This is a genomic window from Brachybacterium sp. GCM10030268 (assembly GCF_042666305.1).
GTDB lineage: Bacteria > Actinomycetota > Actinomycetes > Actinomycetales > Dermabacteraceae > Brachybacterium.
Genome location: NZ_JBHTCW010000002.1, coordinates 181,267 through 198,771 on the forward strand (window position 1 = coordinate 181,267; position 17,505 = coordinate 198,771).

The following is a 17,505-nucleotide window of genomic DNA, read 5'->3' on the forward strand; positions in this document are numbered from 1 at the left end:
CGGCGGGGCGGGGACGAGGAGCGGAGACGACGGAATCGACGTGACGTCACTTCGTCGGCGAGCGCTCCGTGATGGTCAGATCCAGGGGGAAGTCGATGGGACTGCGGGGGAACAGCAACCGACCGGCGGCATCGGCGGCGCTGCGGATGGCGTCGGCGACCGCGTCGGCCTGGGCGGCCGGAGCGTGCACGATCACCTCGTCGTGGAGGAAGAAGGCCAGGTGCGCGCGCCGCGCGAACACGGGCCCCGACGGCGTCGCCGCGTCGGCCGCGGCCACCGGCTCGAACCGGGCCAGCGCCAGGCGCAGCGCAGCCATCCACGACAGTGCCCATTCGGCGGCGGTTCCCTGGACCACGAAGTTGCGGGTGAAGCGTCCCCGGTCGCGGGCGGAGCGGCGTGCTCGTTCCTGCTCGCCGGGTTCGGCGTCGGGCAGGTAGGCCTGGTTCTGCGCCTGGTTCCATTCGGGCTCGGGGGCGGGGGAGGAGCGACCGAGCCACGTGGAGACCGTGCCGCCGCGCTCGCCCACCTGCGCGGCACCGTCCACGAGTGCCATGGCGCGGGGGAAGTTCTGCCGCAGCCGGGGCACCACCCGCCCGCTGTCACCGGTCGTGCCGCCGTACAGAGCGCCGAGCACACCGATCTTCGCCTCCTGGCGGCTGTCCACGATCCCCGCCTCGACGATCCCCGAGTAGAGGTCCTTGCCGGCGCCCGCCGCGACCATCGCCGGATCGGCGGACATCGCCGCGAGCACGCGCGGCTCCAGCTGTGAGACGTCGGCGCTGACCAGGCGCCAGCCGTCGTCGGCCCGCAGCGCCGGGCGCAGCTGCCGCGGGATCTGCAGAGCCCCGCCGCCGCTGGAGGCCCAGCGGCCGGTCACGACGCCCCCGGGAACGTAGACCGGCCGGTACCGGCCGTCGTGGACCCATTCCTCGAGCCAGGTCCAGCCGTTGGCGGTGAGCAGCCGCGACATCTTCTTGTAGCGCAGCAGCGGCTCGATCGCGGGGTGGTCGAAGCGGGTCAGCTCCCACTGCGAGGTCGATTCGACGTCGATCCCGGCGCGGTGCAGTGCGCGCAGCAGCCGGGGTGGCGAGTCGAGGCTCAGCTGCGGATCACCGAGGGCCGCGCGGACCTCCGCGGCGGCCTCCACCATCCCCGCCGGGCTCTGCCCTGCTGGGGGACGCGGCCCCATGGCATCGCGCAGGATCCGGTCGTGCTCGGCCGTGTCCCACGGGATCCCGGCGGCGTGCAGCTCGGCGGCGATCAGCGCGCCGGCCGATTCCGCGGCGACCAGCAGGCGCAGCCGCGCGGGGTCGATGGACCCGTCGACGGCGCGGCGCTGGCGAGCGAATTCGGCGAGCGCGGCCTCGATCTGGTGGGGAACGCCGTCGGTCCGGGCCGAGGAGTCCAGGTCGAACAGGGTCGCGCCGGCGCCTCTCTCCTCGCCGGCGCCGGGGTGCTGTTCGATCGGGACGTCCCAGGCTGTGGCCTCCCGGATCGCCTCCGGTTCCGCGACCAGCTGCGAATGGCGCAGGATCCGGTGGACCAGGCGCAGATCATGGCAGCGCTCGACGGTGACGCCCGCTGCGAGCGCGCGCGGGTACCAGGTCGCCGCGTCGCTCCACACCCAGCGGGGGCGTCGGTGCTCGCGGTGGGCGATGTGGGCGGGAAGCTCGTCGGCTCCCAGAGCGATGCGGTCGATCTCCTGCCCGTGCTCGTCGAGATCGACGATCACCACGTCACCGCCGCCGGCACGGCCGATGACGCACCAGGCGGGATCGGCGGTGCTGGTCACCAGCCTCTCTCGCGCCACTGCGGCAGCGAGGGCCGCTCGGCGCCGAGGGTGGTGTCGTCCCCGTGCCCGGGGTAGACCCAGGTCGCGTCCGGCAGCACATCGAAGATGCGCTCCTCGACGTCGTCGAGCAGCTGGAAGAAGCGCAGCGAGTCGTTCTCCGTGTTGCCCACGCCGCCGGGGAACAGGGAGTCGCCGGTGAACAGATGGTCGCCGGCCTCACCGCCGCGCCACAGCAGCGCGACGGACCCGGGGGTGTGGCCCCGCAGGGCAATCACCTCGAGGCGCTGCCGGCCGACCTCGAGCACGTCGCCGTGGGTCAGCTGCACATCCGTCGGCACGGCGATGGCAGGAGCGTCCTCCGCGCCGGCGGCCGTGCGGGCGCCGGTCGCGGAGACCAGCTCCTCGAGGGCGCCGACGTGGTCGTGGTGACGATGCGTGGTGACGATCGTGTCGAGTCGACCGGCGGAGCCGGCACCGGTGCGGGAGCCTGAGCCCTCGGCCACCAGTGCCTGCAGACGGTCGGCGTCGGCGGCCGCGTCGATCAGCAGCTGCGCGCCGGTGTCGCGGCAGGTGAGCAGATAGGCGTTGTTGTCCATCGGCCCCACGGAGGCCTTGCGGATCTCCAGAGCGGCGAAGGAGCGCAGCGCGCTTGGGCCGTGGGGTTCGACATGTCCGGTGTACTCGTTCTCAACCATGGCCCCAGTATGTCGCGGGGATCGGCAGATGTCGCGAGGATCTCCGGCGAACAGCTGTTCGAACGTCGCAGCGCGCTCGTAGGATGGAGCGGTGACTGAATCCCTCGTCGTTCGTGGTGCGCGCGAGCACAACCTCAAGAACATCGACATCGACATCCCCCGGAACCGCCTGGTGGTCTTCTCCGGGCTGTCCGGGTCCGGCAAGAGCTCCCTGGCGTTCGACACGATCTTCGCCGAGGGCCAGCGCCGGTACGTGGAGTCGCTGTCCGCCTATGCCCGGCAGTTCCTCGGCCAGATGGACAAGCCCTCCGTCGATCTCATCGAAGGGCTCTCGCCCGCGGTCTCCATCGACCAGAAGTCGACCAACCGCAACCCGCGCTCGACCGTCGGCACCATCACGGAGATCTACGACTACCTCCGCCTGCTGTTCTCCCGCACCGGCGTCCAGCACTGCCCGATCTGCGGCGAGGAGGTCAGCTCCTCCTCGGCCGAGCAGATCGTCGACTCCCTGCTGGAGCAGCCCGAGGGGACCCGCTTCCAGCTGCTGGCCCCCGTGGTCCAGGGCCGCAAGGGGGAGCACGTCGACCTCATCAGCTCGCTGCGCTCCCAGGGTTATGCCCGCGCCCGGATCGACGGGAAGACGCGGCGCCTGGACGAGGAGATCACGCTCGACAAGAAGTTCAAGCACACCATCGACGTGGTCGTGGACCGCCTGGCCGCCAAGCCCGATTCACGGCGCCGCCTGACCGACTCCGTCGAGACCGCGCTGCGCCTGGCCGACGGGCTCGTGGTGGTCGACTTCGTCGACGTCGACGAGGACTCCGAGGAGCGCACCCGCCGCTTCTCCGAGAAGCGCGCCTGCCCCAACGACCACCCGCTGGCCATCGACGACATCGAGCCGCGCACCTTCTCGTTCAACGCCCCCTATGGCGCCTGCCCCGAATGCACGGGCCTGGGCATGCGCCTCGAGGTCGACCCCGAGCTGGTGATCCCCGACGAGGACCTCAGCCTCGCCCAGGGAGCCATCGCGCCGTGGACCATGGGCTCTGCCGACCACCATCAGGAGGTCATGGCCGGGCTCGCCGAGGAGCTCAGCTTCTCGATGGACACCCCGTGGCGGGCCCTGCCGCAGCGCGCCAAGGAGGCGCTGCTGCACGGCAACGACTTCCAGGTCCACGTGCGCTACCGCAACCGGTTCGGACGCGAGCGCACCTATTCCACCGGTTTCGAGGGGATCCTGCACTTCCTCCAGCGCCGCCACTCCGACACCGAATCGGACTGGGCCAAGGAGCGCTACGAGCAGTTCATGCGCGAAGTGCCCTGCCCCACGTGCCAGGGCGCCCGGCTGCGCCCCGAGGTGCTCGCCGTGACCGTCGGCGGCCGCTCCATCGCCGAGGTGTGCGAGATGTCGATCCGCGACGCCCTCGAGTTCCACGAGGGCCTCCGGCTCGGGGTGCGCGAGGCCGCGATCGCCGACGAGGTGCTGCGGGAGATCCGCGCCCGCCTCGGCTTCCTGCTCGACGTGGGCCTGGACTACCTCACCCTGGCCCGCGCGGCCGGGACGCTCTCCGGCGGTGAGGCACAGCGCATCCGCCTGGCCACCCAGATCGGCTCCGGCCTGGTCGGTGTGCTGTACGTGCTCGACGAGCCCTCGATCGGTCTCCACCAGCGGGACAACGAGCGTCTCATCAAGACCCTCACCCGGCTGCGGGATCTCGGCAACACCCTGATCGTCGTCGAGCACGACGAGGACACACTGAACGCGGCGGACTGGGTGGTCGACTTCGGCCCGCTGGCCGGCGAGCACGGCGGCCAGGTCGTCCACTCCGGACCGGTCGAGGAGCTGCGGACGAACCCGCGCAGCCTGACCGGGCGCTACCTCTCCGGGGAGCTCGAGATCCCGCTGCCGCTGACCCGCCGCCCCGTGGACCGCCAGCGCATGATCAAGGTCGTCGCGCCCCGCGCCAACAACCTCACGGGCCAGGACGTCAGCTTCCCGCTCGGCGTGCTCACCGCCGTCAGCGGCGTCTCCGGCTCCGGAAAGTCGTCCCTGGTCAACGACGTGCTGTACTCCGTGCTGGCCAAGGAGCTCAACCGCGCCCGGATCGTGCCGGGACGGCACAAGCGCGTCACCGGCCTCGAGCACCTCGACAAGGTCGTCCACGTCGACCAGTCGCCCATCGGCCGCACCCCGCGCTCGAACCCCGCCACCTACACCGGGGTATGGGACCGGGTGCGCACCCTGTTCGCCCAGACCAACGAGGCGAAGGTGCGCGGGTACACCGCCGGGCGCTTCTCCTTCAACGTCAAGGGCGGCCGCTGCGAGGCCTGCTCGGGCGACGGCACCTTGAAGATCGAGATGAACTTCCTGCCCGACGTGTACGTCCAGTGCGAGGTGTGCAAGGGCCAGCGTTACAACCGCGAGACCCTCGAGGTGAAGTTCAAGGACAAGAACGTCGCCGAGGTGCTCGCGATGTCCATCGCCGAGGCGCTCGAGTTCTTCGACGCCGTCCCCGCGATCCGCCGCCAGATGCAGACACTGGTGGACGTGGGCCTGGGCTACGTGAAGCTCGGCCAGTCCGCGACCACCCTCTCCGGCGGGGAGGCGCAGCGCGTCAAGCTCTCCGCCGAGCTGCACAAGCGCTCCAACGGGCGCACCATCTACGTGCTCGACGAACCGACCACCGGCCTGCACTTCGAGGACGTGCGCAAGCTGCTCGAGGTGCTCGGCGGTCTCGTCGACAAGGGCAACACCGTGATCGTCATCGAGCACAATCTCGATGTCATCAAGACTGCCGACCACGTCATCGATCTCGGCCCCGACGGCGGCGCGGGCGGCGGCCGTATCGTCGCCACCGGCACCCCCGAACAGGTCGCCGCGGTCGAGGGCTCGTACACCGGCAACTTCCTCGCGCCCTTGCTGGCCTCCGGCCGCTCGAACCGGGTCGGCGTGCCGGCCGGGGCCTGATCCGCCATGGCCGACCCCGCCACCTACCGTCCCGCGACCGGGACCATCCCCACCCGGCCGGGGGTCTACCGGTTCCGCGACGAGCATGGCCGCGTGATCTACGTCGGCAAGGCGAAGAATCTCCGCCAGCGGCTGTCGAACTACTTCCAGGACCTCGCGGCCCTGCACGAGCGCACCCGGCGCATGGTCACCACCGCCGCCGGCGTGGAGTGGACAGTGGTCGGCACCGAGGTGGAGGCCCTCACCCTCGAGTACACGTGGATCAAGGAGTTCGACCCGCGGTTCAACGTCAAGTTCCGTGACGACAAGTCCTACCCGTATCTCGTGCTGACCATGGGGGAGAAGGTGCCGCGGGTGCACATCACCCGTCGTCCCCGCGCCAAGGGCGACCGCACCTTCGGTCCCTACCCCCAGGTCGGCGCGATCCGCGAGACCCTCGACCTGATGCTCCGGGTCTTCCCCGTCCGCTCCTGCACGCCCGGCGTGTACCGACGGGCCGAGCGCTCCGGGCGGCCCTGCCTGCTCGGCTTCATCGGCAAGTGCTCCGCGCCCTGCGTCGGGGACATCTCCCAGGACGAGCACCGCAAGCTCGCCGAGCAGTTCGCGGACTTCATGGCCGGCAACACCGCGACCTACACCCGCCGCATCGAGAAGCAGATGCGCGAGGCCGCCGCGGCCATGGACTACGAGACCGCCGCCGGGCTGCGCGATGACCTCGAAGCGCTGAACAAGGTCATGGAGAAGAACTCGGTCGTCCTCTCCGACGCCACCGACGCCGATCTGATCGGCCTCGCGCAGGACGAGCTCGAGGCGTCCGTCCAGGTCTTCCATGTCCGCGGCGGCCGGATCCGCGGCCAGCGCGGCTGGACCGCGGAGATCCTCGACGCCTCCACCGCCGGCGACCTGATCGAGCGGGCCGTGACCACCCTGTACACCGAGGGCGCCGCGCCCAAGGAGGTGCTGGTCCCGGTCCAGCCCACGAACCGTGACCAGGTGCTCGAACTGATCGGCAAGCAGGTGGATCTGCGGATCCCCCAGCGGGGTGAGAAGAAGAACCTGCTGTCGACCGTCACCGAGAACGCGCAGGAGGCGCTGCGGCTGCATCGGCTCAAGCGCTCCGGCGACCTCACCGCCCGCACCAAGGCCCTCGAGGACCTCGGCGAAGCGCTCGACCTGGCCGAGCCGCCGCTGCGCATCGAATGCTTCGACATCTCCCATTCCCACGGCACCAACGTCGTCGGCTCCCAGGTCGTGTTCGAGGACGGGCTGCCCAAGAAGAGCGAGTACCGCCGCTACTCCGTCACCGGTGACGCGGCGCGGGATGACACCGCCTCGATGTACGACGTCATCTCCCGCCGCCTGAAGCACCACCTGGATCCGCCCGAGCAGACGGAGGAGGAGGCCCGCCGCTTCGCCTACCCGCCCTCGTTGATCCTCGTCGACGGCGGCCCGCCCCAGGTCGCTGCGGCCCAGCGCGCCTTCGACGACCTCGGCATCACCGACATCGCCCTGGCCGGCATCGCCAAGCGGCTGGAGGAGATCTGGCTGCCGGGCGACGATTATCCCGTGATCCTGCCGCGCACCAGCGAGGCCCTGTTCCTGGTCCAGCGCCTGCGTGACGAGGCCCACCGCTTCGCCATCACCTACCACCGCTCCAAGCGCGGGCGCGCCATGCAGGCCAGCGCCCTGGACGGCATTGCGGGGCTGGGCCCTGCCCGGCGCCGTGCTCTGCTCGACCGCTTCGTGACCGTCTCGGCGATCCGTCAGGCGTCCGAGGACGACCTCCAGCAGGTCGAGGGGATCGGTCCCGCGTTGGCCGCGCAGATCCTGGCCGCGCTACGATCCGACGAAGCGACGTCCACCGGAGCCGAGACCGGGAGCGCTTCCGCCGGTGACGCGGAGGCCGGGGAGGATGGCACGATCGACGTCGCGGTGGACATGGCGACCGGCGAGATCCTGGAGCGCTGATCCCCTCCGTCCCCAGCTCACGACCCCGGAAGGAATGCCTGGTGCACGACGAACCCCCGCTGGCCCCCCGCTCCGACACGATGGGCGACGTCGTCATCATCACCGGCCTGGCAGGTGCCGGCCGTGAGACCGCCGCCCACGCGCTCGAGGACATGGGCTGGTACGTCGTCTACAACATCGCGCCGCAGCTGATCAGCACGCTGTACGAGCTGCGCGCCTCCGCCGTGGGCCGCGAGAACCGTTTCGCCGTCGTCGTCGACCCCCGCTCCGGTCCGTTCTTCAACGAGCTCTCCGACGTGGTCGCCCAGCTGCGACGGGCCGATCTCCGCCTGCGCCTGCTGTTCCTGACCGCCGACGAGTCCACCCTCGTGCGCCGCTTCGACTCGGTGCGCCGCCCCCACCCGCTGCAGGGCGAGGAGGGCGTGCTGGAGGGGATACGCCGCGAACGGGAGATGCTCGCCCCGTACCGCCGGATGGCGGACCTGGTCATCGACACGTCTCCGCTGAACGTCCACGAGCTGACGATGAAGATGCGCAGCGTCTTCGGCACCAGTGACGAGCAGCGGCTGACCGTGACCATGCTGTCCTTCGGCTTCAAGTACGGCATCCCGCTGGAGGCGGACCACGTCAGCGACGTCCGCTTCATCCCCAACCCGTACTGGGTGCCCGAGCTGAAACCCCTGCGCGGGACGGACCAGGAGGTCGCGGACTTCGTCCTGGGGGATGCCAATGCCGCCGAGTTCGTCGACAGGTACCTCGAGATGATCATTCCCGTGCTGCGCGGCTACAGCGTCGAGAACAAGCACTTCACCACCTTGGCCATCGGGTGCACCGGCGGCAAGCATCGCTCGGTCGCCATCGCCGACCGGATCGGCGACTCGCTGCGCGGAGCCGGCCACGCCGTGCGCATCCGCCACCGCGATCTGGGGCGGGAATGAGCATCGCCGCCCGCTCCGGGCGCCGCCATCTGCGCGGCGCCGACCGTTCCGGAAGAGCCCGGCGCGGACGCATCGGAGACCCCCAGCGGCCTCTGCGCGTCGTCGCCCTCGGCGGCGGGCACGGCCTGGCCGCGAACCTGCGGGCGCTGCGCCTGCTGACCGACGACATCACGGCCGTGGTCACCGTCGCCGACAACGGCGGCTCCTCCGGCCGGATCCGCACCGAGATGCCCGTGCTGCCTCCGGGCGACCTGCGGATGGCGCTGGCCGCCCTGTGCGAGGACTCCGACTGGGGTTCGATCTGGGGTGAGGTCATCCAGCACCGGTTCGCCACCGACGGCGAGCTCGACGGCCATTCGCTGGGCAACCTGCTGATCGTGGCGCTGTGGCAGATCCTCGACGACCCGGTCGAAGGGCTCGACCAGATGGCCGAGCTGCTCGGCGCGCGGGGGCGCGTCCTGCCGATGGCGCTGGAGCCCTTGGACATCGAGGCCGACGTGCGGTCCGCGGACGGGCAGCTGCGCACCGTCGCCGGCCAATGGCAGGTCGCGACCGCCGACGGACGGGTCGAGGGCCTGCGGCTGACGCCGCCGCGGCCGCAGGTGGCGGAGGACGTGATCGAGGCGCTGGGCCGGGCCGACTGGATCATCGTCGGCCCGGGATCCTGGTACACCTCGGTGCTGCCGCACCTGATGATCCCGGAGATCGCCGAGGCCATCCGCAGCAGCCCGGCGCGACGGTGCATCACCACGAACCTGTCGGTGGGCGCACAGGAGGCCGAGGGCATGACGAGCCTGGACCTGCTGGACGTGCTGCTCGAGCACGCCGACGGGACCCGGTTCGACGCCCTGGTCGCCGACCCCACCGCCCTCGGGGACGCGCTCGCGCTGGCCCAGTCCGCCGAGTCGCGTGGGATCCGCGCGCTGCTGCGCCAGGTCAGCGTCGGCGACGGCCTCCCGCATCACGACCCGGTGCGCCTGGCCGCGGCCTACCGCGATCTGTTCGACGACGCCTACGGTGACGTCGAGCCGGCCCGGTCCGAGAACCACGGCGCGGCCGGAGCCGACGCCGAATCCAGCGAGGAGGACCTGCATGGCACTGACCGGTGATGCCAAGGAGGAGCTGAGCCGCCTCGAGGTGACCCGCCCCTCGGCACGGAAGGCCGAGGCGGCCGCGATGCTGCGCTTCGCCGGCGGACTGCACATGGTCGCCGGGCGCGTCGTGGTCGAGGCGGAGCTGGACTCCGCCTCGGTCGCGCGGCGGTTGCACGCCATCATCTCCGACATGTACGGCCACCGCGCCGAGCTCGCGGTGCTCGCCCCGTCGGGGATACGCCGCACCAGCCGCTACGTGGTGCGGGTCGACCGCGAAGGCGGCATGCTCGCCCGGCAGGCGGGTCTGCTCGACGGCCGCGGCCGTCCCGTGCGTGGGATGCCGCCGTTCGTGGTGGGAGGCGCCACCGTCGACGCCGAGGCCGCGTGGCGCGGCGCGTTCCTGGCGCGCGGCACCCTGACCGAACCGGGCCGCTCCGCCGCCCTCGAGCTCTCCTGCCCGGGCCCGGAGGTGGCGCTGGCGATGGTCGGTGCGGCCCGTCGCCTCGGCGTGGCCTCGAAGGCCCGCGAAGCCCGTGGCGCGGACCGCGTCGTCCTGCGCGACGGCGAGGCCATCTCCGCGCTGCTGAGTCACATGGGCGCCCGCCAGACCGTGCTGAGCTGGGAGGACCGCCGGACCACCCGCGAGGTCAAGGCGACCGCGCATCGGCTGGCCAACTTCGATGACGCCAATCTGCGGCGCTCGGCGCGGGCCGCCGTGGCCGCCGGTCAGCGCGTCCAGCGCGCGCTGGAGATCCTGGGGGACGAGGTGCCGGAGCACCTGCAGGCCGCCGGGCGCCTGCGCCTGGAGAACCGGCAGGCGAGTCTCGAGGAGCTCGGTCGCCTGGCCGATCCGCCGCTCACGAAGGACGCCGTGGCCGGTCGGATCCGGCGTCTGCTGGCGATGGCGGACAAGCGCGCCGAGGAGCTGGGACTGCCCGGGACGGAGGACGGAGTGGACGAGGAGCGGTTGCCCCCGTCGCCCGACCCGGGGCATTGATACGATCATCCCGGTCGTCGGTCACAGCCGGCGCCGTCCGAGCGTACGAGGGCGTGCGCGCCACTGTCCATATCTCGCAGATCCCCTGTGAATCTAGGAGGAACCGTGACCATTAAGGTCGGAATCAACGGGTTCGGTCGTATCGGGCGCAATTACCTGCGCGCCGCGCTCGAGCAGAAGGCAGACATCCAGATCGTCGGCGTCAACGACCTGACGGACAACGCCACGCTCGCCAACCTCATCAAGTACGACTCGATCGGTGGCGTCCTGCCCTACGAGGTCTCCCACGACGAGAACTCCATCACCGTCGGCGAGAACACCTTCCGCGCCTTCGCCGAGCGCGATCCCAAGAACATCCCGTGGGGAGAGATCGGCGCCGACGTCGTCATCGAATCCACGGGCATCTTCACCGACGCCGAGAAGGCCAAGGCCCACATCGAGGCCGGCGCCAAGAAGGTCATCATCTCCGCTCCGGCGAAGAACGAGGACGCGACCTTCGTCATCGGTGTGAACGAGGGTGACTACGACCCCGAGACCCAGCACATCGTCTCCAACGCGTCCTGCACCACCAACAGCCTCGCTCCCGTGGCCAAGGTGCTGAACGACGAGTTCGGGATCGTCAAGGGCCTGATGACCACGATCCACGCCTACACCTCCGACCAGGTGCTGCAGGACGGCCCCCACAAGGATCCGCGCCGTGCGCGGGCCGCCGCCCTGAACATCGTCCCGACCACCACCGGTGCGGCCAAGGCCGTGGCGCTGGTGCTCCCGGAGCTCAAGGGCAAGCTCGACGGCTACTCGCTGCGCGTGCCGGTCCCCACCGGCTCGATCACGGACCTCACCTTCGAGGCGTCCCGCGAGATCACCGCCGAGGAGGTCAACGCCGCGGTGAAGAAGGCTGCCGAGGGTCCCCTCAAGGGCGTCCTGCGCTACACCGAGGACCCGATCGTCTCCAAGGACATCGAGGGTGACCCGCACTCCTCGATCTTCGACGCGCAGCTGACCAAGGTCATCGGCAACCAGGTGAAGGTCTTCACCTGGTACGACAACGAGTGGGGCTTCTCGAACCGCCTCGTCGAGCTCTCGCAGCTCGTGGGCAAGTCCCTCTGATCCACCCGTCGTCCCCGGACGACCAAGGACCCGCCCCGGAGCCCGCCGGTCACCACCCCGAGGGGTCGGTGTCCGGCGGGCTCCGCTCGTCCCGCTCGCGCCGCCACGGCCACGAACAGAAGGAACCACCACAGTGCTGAAGACCATCGACTCGCTCGGAGAGCTGCGCGGCAAGCGCGTGCTCGTGCGAGCAGACCTCAACGTCCCGCTGGACGGCACCACCATCACCGACGACGGCCGCATCCGCGCCGCGCTGCCCACCCTGACCCGGCTCAGCGAGGCCGGCGCGCGCGTCGTGGTCATCTCCCACCTCGGCCGCCCCAAGGGCGAGCCGGAGGACAAGTACTCCCTGAAGCCCGTCGTCGGCCGCCTCGGCGAGCTGATCGGCCAGGACGTCGCCTTCGCCACCGACACCATCGGCGATTCCGCACGTGAGGTCGTCGGCGGCCTGCAGGACGGCCAGGTCGCCGTGTTGGAGAACCTGCGCTTCAACCCGGGCGAGACCGCGAAGGCCGATGGCGAGCGCCACGTCTTCGCGCAGGCCCTCGCCTCTCTCGGCGACGCGTTCGTCTCCGACGGGTTCGGCGTCGTCCACCGCAAGCAGGCCTCCGTCTACGAGCTGGCGACCCTGCTGCCCTCGGCCGCGGGCCAGCTCGTCCTCGGGGAGGTCGAATCCCTGCGCAAGGTGACCGATGATCCCGAGCGCCCCTTCGTCGTCGTGCTCGGCGGGGCGAAGGTCGCCGACAAGCTCGGCGTCATCGACACCCTGCTCGGCAAGGCCGACCGCATCCTGATCGGCGGCGGCATGGCCTACACCTTCCAGAAGGCCAAGGGTCTCGAGGTGGGCCAGTCGCTGCTGGACGAGAGCAAGCTCGACGTGGTGCGCGAGTACATGCGGCGCGCCGAGGACCAGGGCGTGGAGCTCGTCCTGCCCGTCGACACGGTGGTGGCCCCCGAGTTCTCGGCCGATGCCCCCGCGACCGTGGTGCCGGTCGACCAGATCCCCTCGGACCAGGAGGGCATGGACATCGGCCCGGAGACGGCGAAGCTGTTCGGACAGAAGATCTCCGACGCGGCGACCGTGTTCTGGAACGGCCCCATGGGTGTGTTCGAGTTCGAGGCGTTCGCGGCCGGTACCAAGGCCGTCGCCGAGCATCTCGCGACCGCCGAGGGATACACCGTGGTCGGCGGGGGAGACTCCGCCTCTGCGGTCCGCAATCTCGGATTCGACGAATCCCGTTTCTCGCACATCTCCACCGGCGGCGGCGCGAGCCTCGAACTCATCGAGGGCCAGGAACTGCCGGGAATCTCGATCCTCGAGGAGGGCACCAAGTGAGCACCCGTACCCCGCTGATGGCGGGCAACTGGAAGATGAACCTGGACTGGAAGCAGGCGCTGGCCCTGGTCGAGGACCTCGGTGATCAGCTCAAGGGCATCGACACCGACGCGGTCGAGACCGTCGTGCTGCCGCCCTTCGTCGACATCCGCACCGTCCAGACCGCGGTCGACGCCGGGAAGCTCCCCCTCGCCTACGGCGCACAGGACCTCTCCGAGCACGAGTCCGGTGCCTACACCGGCGAGGTCTCCGGGCCCATGCTGAAGGCACTGGGCTGCAGCTACGTGGCCGTCGGCCACTCCGAGCGCCGCCAGCACCACGGTGAGGACGAGAAGGTCACCAATGCCAAGGTGAAGGCCGCCTTCGCCGCCGGACTGACCCCGATCCTGTGCGTCGGCGAGCCGCTCGAGGAGCGCCAGGCCGGCAAGCACGTCGAGTACACCCTCGCCCAGGTCGAGGGCGGCATCGACGGCCTGACCGCCGACCAGGCCCGGCAGATCGTCATCGCCTACGAGCCCGTGTGGGCCATCGGCACCGGCGAGGTCGCCACCCCGGACGACGCGCAGGAGGTGTGCGCCGCGATCCGCGAGGCGCTGCGCCGCCTGCAGGGCGACGAGGTCGCCGAGGCCGTCCGCGTGCTGTACGGCGGCAGCGTCAAGTCCTCCAACGTCGTCGAGCTGATGGGCAAGGAGGACGTCGACGGCGCTCTCGTCGGCGGCGCCTCGCTCAAGGCCGAGGAGTTCGCCAAGATCGCCGGCTACAACGCCGGAGTCTGAGCGAGCGAGACTGGCACCACGCGGGCCGGGCCTTCGAGAGGCCCGGCCCGTGCCGTATGCTGGATCGGTCCTCCTGTCTCCGTGGAAGGTATCGCCCCTCGTGGATCTGCCCCTGCTGAAGCTCATCCTTCAGATCCTGCTGGCCGTCACCAGTCTGCTGGCCATCATGCTCGTCCTCCTGCACAAGGGGCGCGGCGGCGGCCTCTCCGACATGTTCGGCGGCGGTGTGTCGTCCTCGGCCAGCGCCTCCGGTGTCGCCGAGCGCAACCTGAACCGGCTCACCGTCACCGTCGCGGTGGTGTGGGGCCTGTGCTGCGTCGCCCTCGGCATCCTGGAACGCATGCTCTGAACGTGCTGCGCGCACATTCCTGAACTCTCCGAGAGGGCCGGTCACCGCTACGGTGACCGGCCCTCTTGCTCGTCGCGTGCGTCCGGCCTCGTGGAGGGGCCGTGGGTCCGAGATTGCAGAGAGGGCCGGCCACCATGGTGGTGACCGGCCCTCCGGGAGCAGGGGGCTCAGAGCTTCTCGGCGGCGGCGCTGTCCAGGAACCAGGTGGTGGATTCGAGGCCCCGCACCGCAGAGGCCGGGACGGGCCACGGATCGATCTCGCCGTGGGCCCTCGCGACCGCCTCGGCCTTGTCCCCGCCGGCGACCAGGAAGGCCACGTGACGCGAGGAGTTCAGCACGGGCCAGGGCAGGGAGATCCGCTCCGGCGGCGGCTTGGGCGAGTTCGTCACCGCGACCGCACTGGCTCCTGCCTGCCGCTGGTCAGGGTGCTCCGGGAACAGCGAGGCGACGTGACCGTCGGGCCCGACGCCCAGGAGCAGCACGTCGAAGAACGCGCGGCCTCGGGTGCGGAACGGCTCGTCGCCACCGGCCTGGTCGAGCTGCTGCCCGTACCACGCGGCGGCCTCGTCCAGCGACATGCCGTCGGCGGGGGAGGGCATAACGTGGATGTTGCGTGCCGGCAGCCCGGCCTCCTGGAGAGGCTCCAGGAACGAGGAGCGCACGGCGACCTCGTTGCGGTCGCTCGAGTCGGTGTCCACGAAGCGCTCGTCGCCCCACCAGATGTGCAGGCGGGAGACGTCCGCCCCGGCCGAGGACAGCGCCCCCGGCAGGGCCGCGGCGGTCTTCGTGCCGACCGAACCGCCGGTGACCACCAGATGCGCCGCCTGGCGCTGGGCGAGGGCGTCCGCGAGCTGTGAGGCGACGGCTTCCGCGGCCGCGGTCGCGACCGTGGAGGCGTCCTCGAGGACCCGGTCGGTGGCCTCCGGCTTTCCCCGCGCGTAGGTGCCGAAATCGTCGATCCCGCTGAAGGCGCTGGCGAGGACCTCGCCGTAGACCTCGTCGGGATTCAGCCGACGCAGCTCCTCGGACAGCAGCTCGCTGAGCGTGCGGCGGGGCATCGTCACATGCTGGCCGCTCTGATCGCCCGGGAGGTTCATGACGATCGAGTCGTCGCTGGTGCGGACGAGCTCGATCGTGCCGTCCTCGCGGTGCAGACGCACGCCCCGCACGGAGGGGCCCTCCGAGACCTCACCGGCCGGCTCGACCGTGCGGACATCCACGCCGAGGGTGTGCTCGAGCCAGGCGGCCATCAGCACCACCGAGGGGTCCTCGGCGCTGCCGGAGACCTCCACCAGCTTCGGGGTCGAGATCGGGGGCACCTCGTAGGCGCTGGCGACGAGCCCGCGCCACCGGGTCAGCCTCGACCACGAGAGGTCGGAGTCCCCGCTGGCGTAGCCACGGCGCAGACGCTTGAGGGTGGCCAGCGGGCTGGAGCAGGCCGCGGCGTCGGTGATCCGGCGCTGCGACATGGAGCCCAGCACGTCGTGGACGGGGGAGGACGGGGCGCTCTCCGGCCACCAGGTGACGATCGGGGCGTCCGGCAGCAGCAGCGCCATCACCAGCGTGTCCAGCGAGTACATGATGTCCCCGCGGGCGCGGAGGATCACGATCTCGCCGGCGCCGGCGTCACGGCCCACGCGGATCTCCGCGTCCAGTCCCGAGGCCTCGGCCTCCGGGTCGACGTCGAGAACGATGACCCGGGCGGGGTGCTCGTGACTGGCGCGCACGGCCGCCTCGAGAGGATCCTCGACATCTCCGGTGGAGATGATGATCAGCGTGAGCACCCGGCCGATGGTGTTCGCGCCGAAGGTCTCCCGCATCTCGATCATCTTCTTGTCGATGGCCGAGGCGGTGGTGTCTGTCAGGGTGGTGATCACGGTCGCCTCCAGGTACGTCCGTCACGGGCGAGCATCTCGTGGGCGGTGTCGGGCCCCCAGGTGCCGGGGCGGTAGGGCGCCGGCTCGAGGTTCTCCGACCAGAACTCGGTGATGGGGTCGAGGATCCGCCAGGAGAGCTCGACCTCCTTCTGCCGGGGGAACAGCGGCGGATCGCCCAGCAGGAGATCCAGGATCAGCCGCTCGTAGGCCTCCGGGGACTCCTCCGTGAAGTTCATGCCGTAGGCGAAGTCCATCGTCACGTCCCGCACCTCCATCTGGGTGCCGGGGACCTTGGAGCCGAAGCGCATGGTCACGCCCTCGTCCGGCTGGACGCGGATGACGATCGCATTCTGGCCGAGGTTCGCGGTATCGGTGGAGCGGAACGGGAGGAACGGGGCGCGCTTGAACACGACCGCGATCTCCGTGACCCGCCGGCCCAGCCGCTTGCCGGCGCGCAGGTAGAACGGCACGCCCGCCCAGCGCCGCGTGGCGATGTCGAGCCTCATCGCGGCGAAGGTCTCCGTGGTCGAATCCGCGGGGATGCCCTCCTCCTCGCGGTAGGGGCGCACCTCCTCGCCGCCCTGCCAGCCGCCCACGTACTGCCCGCGGGCGGTGTGCGCGGCGAGATCCTCGGGCAGCTCGATCGCGGCGAGCACCTTCTCCTTCTCCGCCCGCAGGTCGGAGGCACGGAAGGAGACCGGCTCCTCCATCGCCGTCAGCGCGAGCAGCTGCAGCAGGTGGTTCTGGATGACGTCCCGCGCGGTGCCGATGCCGTCGTAGTACCCGGCCCGGGACCCGATACCGATGTCCTCGGCCATCGTGATCTGGACGTGGTCGACATAGCTCGCGTTCCACACCGGCTCATAGAGCTGGTTGGCGAAGCGCAGCGCCATGATGTTCTGGACGGTCTCCTTGCCCAGGTAATGGTCGATGCGGAAGACGTCCTCCGGGCGGAACACCTTCTCGACCACGTCGTTGAGCTCGCGCGCGGAGGCGAGGTCGTGCCCGAAGGGCTTCTCGATGATCACGCGGCGCCAGGAGCCGTCCCGCGGGGTGTTCAGTCCCGACTCGGCGAGCTGACCGCAGACCTTCGGGAAGGCGTCCGGCGGGATCGAGAGGTAGAAGGCGTGGTTGCCGCCGGTCCCGCGGGTGCGGTCCAGCTCGCCGACGACCTCGGTGAGGCGCTCGAACGCCGCGGAGTCGTCGAACGTGCCGGTCACGAAGCGCAGCCCGCCGCGGAGCTGCTCGAAGACGCTCTCCGAGAAGCCGGTGCGGGAGTGCTCGGAGACGCTCTTGCGCACGTACTCGGCGAAGTCCTCGTCGGACCATTCGCGGCGCCCGAACCCGACCAGGCCGAAGCTGGCCGGCAGCAGTCCGCGATGGGTGAGGTCATAGATGGCAGGCAGGAGCTTCTTGCGGGCGAGGTCGCCGGTGACGCCGAACATCACCATGGAGCTCGGCCCGGCGATGAGCGGCAGCCGGCGGTCGCGGGGGTCACGCAGGGGGTTGGCGATCTCCGGTGTCTCGGCGCCTGCCGGAGGAGTGCTGGTATCGGTCACGATCGTCCTTTCTCGGACACGGACGGCGAGAGCACGGCCTGCCCCA

Annotated in this window: 13 protein-coding genes; 9 read left to right on the forward strand and 4 right to left on the reverse strand. The window is 70.7% G+C overall.

Annotated features, from left to right (window positions below; all coding sequences use genetic code 11):
* Positions 1-46: 46 nt before the first annotated feature.
* Positions 47-1,792 carry a bifunctional 3'-5' exonuclease/DNA polymerase gene (locus tag ACFQRD_RS03850; RefSeq protein ID WP_377017186.1) on the reverse strand — a complete coding sequence of 582 codons (1,746 nt, stop codon included), beginning with the start codon at positions 1,790-1,792 and terminating at the stop codon, positions 47-49.
* Positions 1,789-2,487, reverse strand: a complete 699-nt coding sequence (locus ACFQRD_RS03855; protein WP_377017184.1) for an MBL fold metallo-hydrolase — start codon at positions 2,485-2,487, stop codon at positions 1,789-1,791. Before ACFQRD_RS03855 ends, ACFQRD_RS03850 begins: the two co-directional genes overlap by 4 nt.
* A gap of 91 nt (positions 2,488-2,578) precedes the next feature.
* Here ACFQRD_RS03855 and uvrA point away from each other — a divergent pair, with 91 nt between their 5' ends.
* From uvrA to secG, 9 genes are all read left to right on the forward strand, one after another.
* Complete coding sequence (gene uvrA / locus ACFQRD_RS03860; protein WP_377017182.1) at positions 2,579-5,455, forward strand: excinuclease ABC subunit UvrA; 2,877 nt, start codon at positions 2,579-2,581, stop codon at positions 5,453-5,455.
* A 6-nt stretch (positions 5,456-5,461) separates the two neighbouring features.
* Complete coding sequence (gene uvrC / locus ACFQRD_RS03865) at positions 5,462-7,423, forward strand: excinuclease ABC subunit UvrC (RefSeq protein WP_377017180.1); 1,962 nt, start codon at positions 5,462-5,464, stop codon at positions 7,421-7,423.
* 80 nt (positions 7,424-7,503) lie between these two features.
* The gene (gene rapZ, locus ACFQRD_RS03870) at positions 7,504-8,361 is read left to right on the forward strand and encodes an RNase adapter RapZ (RefSeq protein ID WP_377017284.1); all 858 of its coding nucleotides are present in this window, start codon (positions 7,504-7,506) and stop codon (positions 8,359-8,361) included.
* On the forward strand, positions 8,358-9,470 hold the full coding sequence (yvcK, locus tag ACFQRD_RS03875) for a uridine diphosphate-N-acetylglucosamine-binding protein YvcK (RefSeq protein WP_377017178.1): 1,113 nt from the start codon (positions 8,358-8,360) through the stop codon (positions 9,468-9,470). Before rapZ ends, yvcK begins: the two co-directional genes overlap by 4 nt.
* Positions 9,454-10,452 (forward strand): DNA-binding protein WhiA, encoded by a 999-nt coding sequence (gene whiA, locus ACFQRD_RS03880; RefSeq protein ID WP_377017176.1) that lies wholly within the window; start codon positions 9,454-9,456, stop codon positions 10,450-10,452. Before yvcK ends, whiA begins: the two co-directional genes overlap by 17 nt.
* Before the next feature lie 105 nt (positions 10,453-10,557).
* Positions 10,558-11,562: a type I glyceraldehyde-3-phosphate dehydrogenase gene (gene gap / locus ACFQRD_RS03885; protein ID WP_377017174.1), complete on the forward strand. Its 1,005-nt coding sequence runs from the start codon at positions 10,558-10,560 to the stop codon at positions 11,560-11,562.
* Between the two features lie 133 nt (positions 11,563-11,695).
* Complete coding sequence (locus ACFQRD_RS03890) at positions 11,696-12,898, forward strand: phosphoglycerate kinase (protein ID WP_377017172.1); 1,203 nt, start codon at positions 11,696-11,698, stop codon at positions 12,896-12,898.
* On the forward strand, positions 12,895-13,674 hold the full coding sequence (tpiA, locus tag ACFQRD_RS03895; RefSeq protein ID WP_377017170.1) for a triose-phosphate isomerase: 780 nt from the start codon (positions 12,895-12,897) through the stop codon (positions 13,672-13,674). Before ACFQRD_RS03890 ends, tpiA begins: the two co-directional genes overlap by 4 nt.
* 106 nt (positions 13,675-13,780) lie before the next feature.
* Complete coding sequence (gene secG, locus ACFQRD_RS03900) at positions 13,781-14,023, forward strand: preprotein translocase subunit SecG (RefSeq protein ID WP_377017282.1); 243 nt, start codon at positions 13,781-13,783, stop codon at positions 14,021-14,023.
* Between the two features lie 167 nt (positions 14,024-14,190).
* Here secG and pgl read toward each other — a convergent pair whose 3' ends face one another.
* Both pgl and zwf read right to left on the reverse strand, forming a co-directional pair.
* Positions 14,191-15,900 (reverse strand): 6-phosphogluconolactonase, encoded by a 1,710-nt coding sequence (gene pgl / locus ACFQRD_RS03905; protein WP_377803502.1) that lies wholly within the window; start codon positions 15,898-15,900, stop codon positions 14,191-14,193.
* Complete coding sequence (zwf, locus tag ACFQRD_RS03910; protein ID WP_377017166.1) at positions 15,897-17,459, reverse strand: glucose-6-phosphate dehydrogenase; 1,563 nt, start codon at positions 17,457-17,459, stop codon at positions 15,897-15,899. The genes pgl and zwf overlap by 4 nt, the downstream gene beginning before the upstream one ends.
* Positions 17,460-17,505 lie beyond the last annotated feature (46 nt).